Raw genomic sequence first — 252 nt, 5'->3', positions numbered from 1 at the left:
AAGCGGCGGCGAGGGCGTATATCGAACAGATGTGGGCGGAAGCCATGACGGTTTATCGCAGTGGGAAGTATAAGCTGTCATTCAGCATGGAAATGAACCGATACCTGAACGCCCACCAGCAGGACTTTATGCAGGAAGACACACAGGCCGGCATGATCTACGCCTATTTGGAGGACTACACCGGCGACAGGGTATGTTCCAAGCAGCTTTATGAGGAAGCGCTGGGGAACTTAAATTCCCCGGCAGACTGGG

At 54.0% G+C, this 252-nt stretch carries 1 pseudogene; it reads left to right on the top strand.

The features are described 5' to 3' along the window. Positions 1–252: pseudogene (locus LI164_RS16535) on the top strand (virulence-associated E family protein); the annotation flags it as partial.

The sequence above is a fragment of the Dorea sp. 210702-DFI.3.125 genome (assembly GCF_020560945.1).
Lineage (GTDB): Bacteria > Bacillota > Clostridia > Lachnospirales > Lachnospiraceae > Dorea > Dorea formicigenerans.
This window is presented reverse-complemented; position numbering and strand designations above follow the sequence as displayed.